This is a genomic window from Neisseria sp. P0022.S010 (assembly GCF_051956635.1).
Map to the genome: position 1 here is coordinate 1 of NZ_JBQCXF010000081.1, position 10796 is coordinate 10796.

The window sequence follows — 10796 nt, forward strand, 5'->3', positions numbered from 1 at the left end:
AACATTCAGACGGCCTTTTTGTATGGTTTTATTTTTTCTTCAACCAAACGCCGCTTTCGATATGGTGGGTAAATGGGAATTGGTCGAACAGGGCGGCGCGTTCGATGGTATGGGTTTGACAGAGCGTGTCGAGGTTGGCGCGCAGGGTCTCAGGATTGCAGGAAATATAGAGAACGTTGTCGAATCGGGCAACCAATTTGAGCGTCTCATCATCGACACCAGCGCGCGGAGGATCAACGAAAATAGTTGAAAAATCATAGTCTTTCAAGTCGATGCCTTGTTCTTGCAGACGGCGGAATTCACGGTTTTGCGTGTAGGCCTCGGTAAACTCTTCCGCAGACAGGCGGGTGATTTTGAGATTGGTAATTTGGTTGGCTTCAATATTCCACTGGGCGGCATTGACGGAAGTTTTGGAAACTTCGGTCGCCAACACTTGATTGAAATGTTGCGAAAGCGGCAGGGTGAAATTGCCGTTGCCGCAGTACAGCTCAAGCATGTCTTTGCCTAAGTTTTGCGCGGCATCACACGCCCACGTCAGCATTTTTTGGCACACTTGGGCATTGGGTTGGGTAAAGCTGCCTTCGATTTGACGATAGCGGAAGGTCTTGCCGTTGACTGTCAATGCTTCGGTCACAAAATCTTGGCTCAATACGATTTTTTGTCCGCGGCTGCGGCCGATGATATGAATGCCCAAATTGTGCGCCAGCTCTTGCGCGGCTTGTTGCCATACTTCGTTCAGCTTCTTGTGGTAAATCATGGTCACTAGCATTTCACCGCCTAAAGTGGATAAAAATTCGACGGCGTACCAGCGGTTTTTCAGCTCGGGATGATTGGATGCGGCTTCAATCAGTTTCGGCATCAAGGCATTGATGGATTCGGACGCGGCAGGAAATTGGTCGCAACGGATCAGGCTTGCCCCGCTTGCCTTTTGCCCGCGTTCAAACATGGCGTAAAACATTTCGCCGCCTTCATGCCAGATGCGGAACTCGGCACGCATTCTGTAATGCTGTTCCGGAGATTCAAAGACTTCGATTTCTGGAAAATCCAGTCCTTGGAAAAGTTGCTGAAGATATTGCTTTTTGTCGGCTAGTTGTTGCTGGTAGGCAGTCATCGGGGCAGTCTTTCAGAAAATAATGGCGAATTATAATATAGTTGGCGCAAAGATACGAAAGGCCGTCTGAAACATCGGTTTCAGACGGCCTTTGATTTCAAAGCATCAGCTTGTCAATCAGCCTTGCATTTGTTTGGCTTGAACGGCAGTCAGGGCGATGGTGAAGACGATGTCTTCAATCAATGCGCCGCGGGACAAGTCGTTAACCGGTTTACGCAAGCCTTGCAGCAACGGGCCTACGCTCAGGACGTTGGCGCTGCGTTGTACGGCTTTGTAAGTACAGTTGCCGGTATTGAGGTCTGGGAAAACCAAAACGGTTGCTTGACCGGCAACAGCGCTGCCCGGAGCTTTGGATTTGCCGATAGATGGAACGGTAGCTGCATCGTATTGCAACGGACCTTCGATAGCTAAATCAGGGCGTTTCTCTTTCGCCAGTTTGGTTGCTTCGATCACGGCATCGACATCAGGGCCGCTGCCTGAGTTGATGGTGGAGTAGGAAATCATGGCCACTTTCGGATCGATACCGAAAGCTTTGGCGCTGTCGGCAGATTGGATGGCGATGTCGGCCAGTTGTTCCGGTGTTGGGTTCGGATTAACCGCGCAGTCGGCAAATGCCAATACTTGGTTAGGCAGTAACATGAAGAATACGCTGGATACGAGGCTTGCACCAGGAGCGGTTTTAATCAGTTGCAGGGCAGGGCGGATGGTGTTGGCAGTGGTGTGGACTGCACCGGAAACCAAACCGTCCACGTCGTTTTGAGCCATCATCATGGTGCCCAGTACGACGGTATCTTGCAGCTGTTTGCGGGCATCTTCCGGAGTCAGGCCTTTGGATTTGCGCAATTCACACATAGGCTCGACGTATTGCTCAACCAAAGAAGCAGGATCAATGATTTCCAAAGAATCAGGCAGGGAAATGCCGCGCTCTTTCGCTACGGCTTCAACTTCTTCGCGGGTCGCCAACAGTACGCAACGGGCGATGCCTTTTTCGTGACAGATGGCGGCGGCGGCGACGGTGCGCGGTTCGGCGCCTTCAGGCAGAACGATGCGCATATTGGCTTTTTGTGCGAAATCGATCAGGTTGTAACGGAATTGGGCAGGAGACAGGCGTTTGGCTTCGCGTTTGGCCAAAGCGGATACGTCTTGCAACTTGTCGCTGGAGCCGAAGAAAGTCAGGCCGGTTTGCTCGGCAACTTGTGCGCCTAAAGCGGCGGCTACGCCGTCAATGATGAAACCTTCCAATACGCCGGGGGAATTGGTGTAGAGCTGTTTGGCGAGGTTTAATTGTTGGGCGATGGCGGCTGCATCGGTGTTGTCGGATTTCAGCGCCAATACAACGCCTGCGTCCAAAGACAGCGCCAATTCGACGTTTTTGCCTGCCAAGAACAATTTGTCCGCATCAGGAGTAATGCCTTCGATAACGAGGTTATCTGCGTTCAATGCTGCAACTTTACCGACAAGTGCGTCAAACCAGTCGTCGCTCTTGCCTTGAGCCAACAGGGCTTCTGTAGTAGAGTCAACGGCTTGGAAAACTTGTGCATTCAATGCCGCTGCAAATGCTTTTGCCGCTGCATCGGCGCTCAGGCCGGTAGATACCGGTGCGATCAGGATTTTTGCCATTTTGTGTCCTCTCTTTCGGTGATTGTAGAAGGGTGTTGCTGTGGCGCAGCTGGTGCTGCATTTTATCACTTTGGGATAACATATACACAGCCATATTGACATATGTCATCAGGCCGTCTGAAAAGTATAAACGCAATGGACCAAATCCATCAATCCCCCATTGCTGCCAAAAGCTCGGCTTGATGCTCGGCAATCAGGGCATCATGATTTTCTCTAAAAGTGTCAGTTTATATATTTACTCAAAATAAATATTTTTTAATTTTAAAAAAGATCGCACTATTTTAAATATACTGTTCATAGGGGAAATTCTGGTATTCAGGTAATTTAGAAATGGAGATCAGTGATTGAAGGTTAAGTCATAATTTTTGGAAGTATTAGAGTATCAGTAAAATAGAAATGAGTAAGACAAAGTTTGATTAATTCATTGGGAAAGGCCATCTGAAATTTTTGTTTCAGATGGCCTTACTCTAGAAGGTTAGTTTTCAGGCATACTACCCCATTGATTATCCCCATTGAAGGATGGTTGGCACATCAAAACAATTAGCCAGATTGGGCCAATAATAGGAATAAGTATAATGAGAAACCACCAACCTGATTTTCCTATATCATGGAGACGTCGAATAACGACAGATAAAGATGGAATAATTACAGCTAGAGCAAATAGGTAATATAGGAGGAAGAAAATATCTCCAAGACTTCTGCTAATTTCAGACATTATTATTGCGACAATAAAAATGGAAAAATCTGCAATTATTCTAAAGAGTGTATATCCCCAAAATTCTCGTTTGGATGCTCTCCCTGAAAATTGTGCATAACGTTTAGATAGCGTTTCCAAAAATAAGGCAAACAGTGATAATTGTCCATTTTCATTTCTGGATTGCGCCACAGTATTGAATGCATTTACGACATTATTAGATGAACTGCTATTTAGTGCCTTGTAAATACCAATAGCCTGACCATCTCCATTAATATCAAAATCAACATTCATGCCTCGAGTAGGAATGTTTTGTTCTTTCCATTCTTCGCTTTTAAATGGATAACGCTTACCATCCTCCCCGTTGATCAGACCACCACCGTTTTGAATTGAAAAGTCTAAAATTTGTCCCTTCATTTGTATCACTCCTAATATTTAATTGATTTCTAAGTAGAAACTACTTTTATCTTTATTCTGCCATTTGATTGAGTAAGTGATGTTTTCACTTCCTTTTGTTGTGGTCAATTTGGCAGAACATACTCTTATTTCGGCATCATGATTAACGGCAGTTTCTTCCACATCATCCAATGAAACAAATTGACCTAAAAGAAATGAGCGTTGGTTAATGATTTTTTTAACCAAATCTTCTGCATCACTTGAACCGCATGAAGGTAAGCCCCCCATACAACCAGTTAATAACATCACTGGTAAAATCCCAGCAAAGAGATAGTGTTTAATTTTCATTTGGTCACCTCAAGATTTAAAGTTTCATAAAAATGGAAAAGTACAGTAAAACTGTATGAAGTATTGCATTTAAGTATTTTTATGTCAAGAAGTACAGTAATACAATTTCAATTGAATCTATTTCTCTCTAATATCTTTTGCATGAATATAAGTCGTGCAATTAGATTTTTGAGAAAACAAAAAGGTTGGACACAGCAGCAACTTGCTGATTTTGCAAATACTTCGAAAAGTAATATCTCCAATCTTGAGAATGGTAATCAAGGATACAGTGAGGCTATCTTAAAATATCTTGCTGATGCATTGGGATGCCGTGTTTCGTCTATTTTTCTGCTAGCAGAATACTTGGAAAGACAGCAAAACAATACATTAAAGGATTTAGAAGAAATGCCGGTCGAACTGATTTTTTTACAACTTCCTGAACCTTTACAACAGTCTTTTAAATTATTGATGATCCAGACCTTGGAGCAAATCTCAAAATAAATACTGTTTTATAGGTTTGTTTGTTTTTAAATAAAAGCCGTCTGAAATTTACATTTCAGACGGCTTTTATATTGGTAATGATGATCAGAGTGAGGCAAATATCAATCCCCCATTGCCGCCAAAAGCTCGGCTTGATGCTCGGCAATCAGGGCATTGGTGATTTCTTCCAAGTCGCCGTCCATCACAAAATCCAGTTTGTGCAAGGTGAGGTTGATACGGTGGTCGGTCACGCGGCCTTGGGGGTAGTTGTAGGTACGGATGCGCTCGCTGCGGTCGCCGCTGCCGATGAGGGATTTGCGTTCGGCGGCTTCTTTGGCTTGGGCTTCGCGTTTTTGCGCGTCGTTTAAGCGGGCGGCGAGGACTTTCATCGCCTGCGCCTTGTTGGAGTGTTGGCTGCGGCCGTCTTGGCATTCGACCACCATGCCGGTGGGCAGGTGGGTGATGCGGACGGCGGAGTCGGTTTTGTTGATGTGCTGACCGCCCGCGCCGGATGCGCGGAAGGTGTCGATGCGCAGGTCGGCCGGGTTCAACTCGATGTCTTCGAGTTCGTCCGCTTCGGGCATGACGGCGACGGTGCAGGCTGAGGTGTGGATACGGCCTTGGCTTTCGGTGGCGGGGACGCGCTGCACGCGGTGGCCGCCGGATTCGAATTTCAGACGGCTGTACGCACCCAAACCGACGATGCGGGTGATGACTTCTTTATAGCCGCCCAACTCGCTTTCGTTGGCGGAAACGATTTCGACCTGCCAGCGGTTGCGCTCGGCGTAGCGGCTGTACATGCGCAGCAAATCGCCTGCAAACAGCGCGGCTTCGTCGCCGCCCGTTCCGGCGCGCACTTCGATGAAGATGTTTTTGTCGTCGTCGGCATCTTTGGGCAGCAAGAGTTTTTGCAGTTCGGTATCGAGTGTGTCGATTTTGGCTTTCGCCGCTTCGATTTCTTCGGCGGCAAAGTCTTTCATTTCGGGATCGGACAGCATTTCTTCGGCATCCGCCAAGTCGCTTTGCGCCAGTTGATAGTTTTGAAACACTTCGACCACGGGCGTCAATTCGGCGTGTTCGCGCGTGAGCTTGCGGTAGTTGTCCATATCGGACGTGGCTTCGGGCTGTCCGAGCAAATGCGTGACTTCTTCCAGTCGGTCGCTGAGTTGTTGTAGTTTTTCTAAGATAGACGGCTTCATAAATTTTCCAAAATACGGATGCCGTCGAGTGGTCTGCAACGGCGAAATAAGGCGTTATTATAATGGGTTTGAATGAAAATTCAAAAAGATATGATGGATTGGAAAGGCCGTCTGAAACCTGTTTTGAAGTTTCAGACGGCCTTTTTTCATATGTGCTTATTTAGGCGCAGCCAAAATGCCTGTTTGGTTCAGTAGGAACAAAACGGTAAAGCCGGTCAAATAAATCAAACCGATAATGGCGAGGAAGTTCATGCCCATGGTCAATTTGTGGCGTTTGTCGCTTTTGACGAGGCGGTAGTTCAACCAAGCGAACACAGGGGCGGCAACGAAAGCGGTAATCATGGCGAATTTGAGCAGCTCCGCCATTGCGCTGTTGAACCAGAAAATCACGGCCAAGCCTGAGCCTGCGACCCAAATGTTCCAAGCAAACAGCTCGACGTTACCGGTTTTGTCTTTACTGCGCAGCAGGCGTACCGGTTCGGCAATCGCGCGTGCGTAGCCGTCCACTACGGTAATGGTGGTGCCGTACATACAGGCAAAGGCGATAAATGCCACCAGTGGACGCGACCAGTCGCCGATGGTCACGGCGTACATATTAATCAGTTGGCCGACATATTTGCCGCCCGCCATTTGCACTTCTTCGCCGTTGCCGTATTGGACATATGCACCCAAGGCGAGGAAGACGACTGCCAAAATCGCGCTGGTAATGTAGCCGACGTTGAAGTCAAAAATGCCGTCGCGGTAGCTGGAAGGGTTGATGCGTTGTTTTTCAGTAACCCACAAAGAGTTGATGGCGGAAATTTCAATTGGCGCAGGCATCCAGCCCATCAGCGCGATGAGGAAGCCCAAGCCTGCCAGTGTCCATGGGGTAGGCTCGATAAAGTCGGGTTTCATCTGCATGCCGCGAGACATGGCCACGGCGGCTGCGGCGACGGTGGCGATGGTCAGGCTGACGATGATGATTTTGGAAACGTTGTCCAATGCTTTATAGCGGCCGCTTGCCAAAATCAGCAGGCAGGAAACCATAATCATGACGGACACCATGCCAGCATCGAAAGTCAGCGACGGGATCGCCATTTTGACGATGGCGGCGGTAACGATGGCGACTGCACCGGCATTAATCGTTGCCGATGCAATACATAAAATCAAAAATACCCACAAATAAACGCGGCTTTTTTCGGCATAGCCCTCAATCAGGCTTTTGCCTGTGTCCAGCGTGTAATGTGCGCTGAAGCGGAAAAACGGGTATTTGAACAGGTTGGTCAGAATAATAATCAGCGCAAGCTGCCAGCCGTAAAGTGCGCCTGCCTGCGTGGAGGCAATCAGGTGCGAACCGCCGACTGCCGCCGAAGCCATCATGATACCCGGGCCGAGAGCATTGATTTTGCTCTTCCAGGTGGAAGCGTGTGTATGTTGTTCAGTCATAATTAGTTTCCGCCTTTTTCAGACGGCCTTATTATCAAAAAAAAGCATATTTTAACGTAAATAAAAAGTTTGCCCAATAATATGCGTAATACTTTTTATCAATCAAAAGGAAAATACGGTGTTAAAAAGCCGAGATGACGGAATGAACGATATTTTGTGCCAAAAACATTTTTTCAGACGGCCTTGTATCGCTTTTTATTCATGAACATGGGGTAGGGAGGGCTGAGTGTGTCGGTTTGGAAACGGAACGGCCGGGCGAGGCTTTTTGATGCCTTGAGGCCGGCATATTAAGGGGAAGTATGGAGCAGGGAATCCACGTTTTGCTCGGTTATCTCGGCCAGTTGTGCCAGCGGTACGCCGCGTAGTTCGGCGGCAATTTCGGCGATACGGCGGATGTTGGCCGGGGTATTGGTTTCGTGGCCGAACATAAAGGGGCTGTCGGTTTCGAGAACGAAATCCGTGTCGTCTAAGGCTTGTAAGGCGGCACGGACTTTTTTGGCATTGGGATTGAGCAGCAGCGAGCCTATGCCGATTTTGAAGCCGAGTTTCACCAAAATCCGCGCTTCTTCTACGCTGCCGGAGAAGGCGTGGACGATACCGCCTTGCGTGAAACCGGCGGTTTTGACGGCGGCGGCAATGGCGGCGGTGGCTTTCAGATTATGAATGATGACACGGCGGTTGAGGTGTTGGGCGAGGGTAAGTTGGCGGATAAAGACGTCAGTCTGCGTGTTGCGTTGTGCTTGGGTTTGCTCTTTTCCATAAAAATCCAAACCGATTTCGCCAACCCATGCTTGCGGATGCCGGATTAATTCTTTCTCTAACTCTTGGAATGCCGTTTCGTTGAGGCCGTCTGAAAACCACGGATGAATGCCCAAAGCAATATGGATGTTTTCAGACGGCCTTTCCAACTGCGCAACAGAGTGCCAATCTTTTGGGGACGTAGCCGGTACAATAAAACGCGCCACACCGGCGGCTTGCGCTTCGGCAAGCACAGTAGGCAGCGTGCTGGCAAGTTTGGGGTCGGCAAGATGGCAGTGGGTGTCGGTGAAAGTCATATTAAATGGCGGTTTACAGCAGATTTAATTGTCTCAATTCTTGTTGCACCTTATCCGCATCCCAGTCATGCGATACGGCAAGGGTCATCAGCGCGGTGGCCGTTTCAAGATTGCATTTGCCGCCGTTGATGATGCCTGCCTGACGCAAAGCATCGCCTTGGGCATAGACGGCGGCGGCGCAACCTTGCGGCACTTGGCTGATGTTGAGCAACAACTTGCCTTGTTGTGTAAAGGCTTGGACGGCTCGGACAAATGTATCGTTGCTTGGCGCATTGCCGTGGCCGTAGCTTTGCAGAATCAGGGCTTGGGCGTAAAGGTGGGGCAGGCCGTCTGAAAGTTCTTGCGCGGCATAACCGGGAATCAGCGTGCGGACGGAAACTTTGGCTTCAGGATTTGGAAGACGCGGTTTGAGGCCGTCTGAATGTTGGGTCGGGGCGGTACGGATATTGTGCCAACCTTTGTTTTCCTCCCATTCGGCGAGCGCGCCAAAATGCAAGTTGTCGAAACCTGCGGCGGTCTCGGTGCTGACCTTGCTGCTGCCGACGGCAGGGAAGAGCTTGCCGTCAAAGGCAATCGCCACTTGTTTGAGCTTGAGCGAGAAAGCGGAAACGGCGGTGGCCAGGTTGCGCGGCGCATCGCTGTTGGCGGCATCGTAAGGCCATTGCGAGCCGGTCAGGATAACGGGTTTGTCCAAACCTTGCAGCGAGAGGGCGAAGAGGTTGGCGGTGTATGCCATGGTATCCGTGCCGTGCAACACCAAAATGCCGTCATAGTCAGGCAGCTTGGCGATAATAAGCTCCAACCAGTCGCGTTGGTTTTGCAGCGTTACCGCGGAAGAATCGATGAGCGGCTGACAAACGTGCCATACGAAATCAAGGCCGTCTGAAAAGGGGGTAAGGGCTTTATCGACGAGAGCGGTATCGGGACGCAGGCCAGCGCTGCTTTGGGTCATGCCAATGGTGCCGCCGGTGTAGAGGACGAAGATTTTTTGTTTCATGGTGTTTCTGATGAATGATTAAGGCCGTCTGAAAGAGGGGAAGTGTTTCAGACGGCCTGGAATGATTTATTGATTGGTTTGTTTTTTGGCTTTTGCCGCGCGTTTTTCGTGCAGCTTCTCGCGGAAGAAGGTGTGGCGGCGGTGTTTTTTCCACCAAATCCAACCGACAATGACTGCGCCGATGCCCAGTACGATAAAGATACCTGATTGCAGGCTGTGCATTTTTTTCATCAGCCAGTCGGTATTGCGTGCGCCGTATTCACCCAAATAAATCCAAACCGGAACGGAAATCAGCGCGGCCAAACCGTCCATCAGGATGAAGCGCAGGTAGGAAACCTTGCGGCTGATGCCTGCGGTCACGAAAACTGCAGTACGCAGGCCGGGCAGGAAACGGGCGACGAATAAAACCCAGTTTCCGTATTTGTCGAATTTTTCCTGTACTTGGGCATAGCGTTTGGGCGTCATCACGCGCGCAATTGGTTTGAATTTAAGGATTTTTTGCCCCCAAATCCGGCCGGCCGCAAACATAAAGCCGTCACCTACCAATACGCCGAGCATACCGACGGCAAACATAATATGCGAGTTGGTATAACCCAGGCCGGAAATCACACCGCCGGTTACCAGCGTCAAATCTTCAGGAATCGGCACGCCGAAGCCGCAAATAACCAAAACGAAAAACACGGCTGCATAGCCGTATTCAACGAAAAAAGATTCTAAAAATGCAAACATGGCCGCCGTCCCACGATAGATATTGATTGATGACTGGATTAAGTTGGAATTCTACCAAAGATAAGGCCGTCTGAAAGCAATCACAAGCAGATATTGTTCAAATTTGACGGTAGTTTGCAAAAAATATGGAAATTCGGACGCGGAAAGTTGGGATATAGACGGATTTGGCAGGTACAATAGCCACTGGTTTATCTTTCAAACCCGAAATGGCGGTCTGTTTTAAGACGGCCTGTTCAGGAAAATGAAATCATGAAATACAGAGATTTGCGAGAATTTATCGCCGGATTGGAAGCTGATGGCAAACTCAAGCGCATTCAGCATCCGGTGTCGCCGCATTTGGAAATGACCGAAATCGCCGACCGCGTATTGCGCGCCGAGGGGCCGGCGTTGCTGTTTGAAAACCCGATTAAGCCCGACGGTACGCGCTACGATTATCCCGTGTTGGCGAATCTGTTCGGCACGCCCGAACGCGTGGCGCTGGGCATGGGTGCGGACAGTGTGTCCAAGCTGCGCGAAATCGGGCAGACGCTGGCGTATTTGAAAGAACCCGAACCGCCCAAAGGCATTAAAGACGCGTTTTCCAAACTGCCGCTGTTGAAAGATATTTGGAGCATGGCGCCGAACGTGGTGAAAAATGCGCCGTGTCAGGAAATCGTGTGGGAAGGCGAAGACGTTGATTTGTATAAACTTCCGATTCAGCATTGCTGGCCGGAAGACGTTGCGCCGCTGGTAACGTGGGGCTTGACCGTCACGCGCGGTCCAC

Annotated in this window: 11 protein-coding genes; 2 read left to right on the forward strand and 9 right to left on the reverse strand. The window is 49.2% G+C overall.

Going from position 1 to position 10796, the window contains the following annotated elements:
• Window positions 1-28: 28 nt before the first annotated feature.
• The 4 genes from trmA to ACTHUT_RS09220 form a co-directional block, all read right to left on the reverse strand.
• Window positions 29-1111 (reverse strand): tRNA (uridine(54)-C5)-methyltransferase TrmA, encoded by a 1083-nt coding sequence (gene trmA / locus ACTHUT_RS09205; RefSeq protein ID WP_440385615.1) that lies wholly within the window; start codon window positions 1109-1111, stop codon window positions 29-31.
• Window positions 1112-1228: 117 nt separating this feature from the next.
• Window positions 1229-2731, reverse strand: coding sequence for a phosphate acetyltransferase (gene pta / locus ACTHUT_RS09210; RefSeq protein WP_440385616.1), 1503 nt, complete (start codon window positions 2729-2731; stop codon window positions 1229-1231).
• A gap of 475 nt (window positions 2732-3206) precedes the next feature.
• A complete protein-coding gene (locus ACTHUT_RS09215; protein WP_004519377.1) occupies window positions 3207-3842 on the reverse strand; it encodes a DUF805 domain-containing protein in 636 nt (211 codons plus the stop codon).
• 18 nt (window positions 3843-3860) lie between these two features.
• Window positions 3861-4169 (reverse strand): hypothetical protein, encoded by a 309-nt coding sequence (locus tag ACTHUT_RS09220; RefSeq protein ID WP_003745794.1) that lies wholly within the window; start codon window positions 4167-4169, stop codon window positions 3861-3863.
• A 168-nt stretch (window positions 4170-4337) separates the two neighbouring features.
• On the opposite strand from ACTHUT_RS09220, the gene ACTHUT_RS09225 reads away from it, so the two are divergent.
• Window positions 4338-4649, forward strand: coding sequence for a helix-turn-helix domain-containing protein (locus ACTHUT_RS09225; RefSeq protein WP_003745796.1), 312 nt, complete (start codon window positions 4338-4340; stop codon window positions 4647-4649).
• A 101-nt stretch (window positions 4650-4750) separates the two neighbouring features.
• Here the strand turns inward: ACTHUT_RS09225 and prfA are convergent, their stop codons facing one another.
• The 5 genes from prfA to ACTHUT_RS09250 form a co-directional block, all read right to left on the reverse strand.
• Window positions 4751-5827: a peptide chain release factor 1 gene (prfA, locus tag ACTHUT_RS09230; RefSeq protein WP_440385617.1), complete on the reverse strand. Its 1077-nt coding sequence runs from the start codon at window positions 5825-5827 to the stop codon at window positions 4751-4753.
• A 156-nt stretch (window positions 5828-5983) separates the two neighbouring features.
• A complete protein-coding gene (locus ACTHUT_RS09235) occupies window positions 5984-7252 on the reverse strand; it encodes an Nramp family divalent metal transporter (RefSeq protein ID WP_440385618.1) in 1269 nt (422 codons plus the stop codon).
• 287 nt (window positions 7253-7539) lie between these two features.
• A complete protein-coding gene (locus ACTHUT_RS09240) occupies window positions 7540-8307 on the reverse strand; it encodes a TatD family hydrolase (protein ID WP_440385619.1) in 768 nt (255 codons plus the stop codon).
• A 13-nt stretch (window positions 8308-8320) separates the two neighbouring features.
• The gene (locus ACTHUT_RS09245) at window positions 8321-9304 is read right to left on the reverse strand and encodes an asparaginase (protein WP_440385620.1); all 984 of its coding nucleotides are present in this window, start codon (window positions 9302-9304) and stop codon (window positions 8321-8323) included.
• A 66-nt stretch (window positions 9305-9370) separates the two neighbouring features.
• A complete protein-coding gene (locus tag ACTHUT_RS09250; protein WP_036491712.1) occupies window positions 9371-10033 on the reverse strand; it encodes a DedA family protein in 663 nt (220 codons plus the stop codon).
• 249 nt (window positions 10034-10282) lie between these two features.
• On the opposite strand from ACTHUT_RS09250, the gene ACTHUT_RS09255 reads away from it, so the two are divergent.
• A partial coding sequence (locus ACTHUT_RS09255; RefSeq protein ID WP_440418749.1) for a UbiD family decarboxylase domain-containing protein occupies window positions 10283-10796 on the forward strand: 514 nt, incomplete at its 3' end.